Below are 513 nucleotides of genomic sequence, written 5' to 3' on the forward strand. Positions count from 1 at the left end.
TGCCGAGCTGGTCCGGCGTTTGGTTGCCGAGCGGCACATAGAGCAGGCCGAGCTTCTCGTCGGCGCTCGCCGTCGACCACATGTTCGGCGAGTTGTTCGTGTATTTTTGCCCCGCAGGCAGCGGCGTCGTCTGGTCCGGATTGCCGGAATCCCAATTCCACAACAGCGCGCCAGTGCCGGCGTCGTAGGCGCGAATGACGCCCGAAGGCTCCTCGGTCGAATAATTGTCGTTGACCGCGCCGCCGACGATGATCTTGCCGGCGACGATCAGCGGCGCCGAGGTCGAATAATAGTAGCCCGACTTCGGATAGGGCATGTTGGCGAGCAGGTTTAGCGTCCCGCCTTCGGCAAAGGACGGACATACCTGGCCGTTCGCGGCATCGAGCGCGATCAGACGCGCGTCGGACGTCGGCAGATAGACACGCGCGGCGCATGGTTGTCCGGCCGCGATCTTGGCATCGGCGTAATAGGAAACACCGCGGCAGGTCTGATGCTGGCGGTCGGGGTCCAGCT

The 513-nt window shown here is 63.9% G+C and carries 1 pseudogene; it reads right to left on the reverse strand.

What is annotated here, in order from left to right:
• Positions 1-513, reverse strand: a pseudogene (locus tag EOA29_RS39580) (PQQ-binding-like beta-propeller repeat protein); the annotation flags it as partial.

It is taken from the genome of Mesorhizobium sp. M1E.F.Ca.ET.063.01.1.1 (assembly GCF_003998155.1).
In the GTDB taxonomy this organism is placed as follows: Bacteria; Pseudomonadota; Alphaproteobacteria; order Rhizobiales; family Rhizobiaceae; genus Mesorhizobium.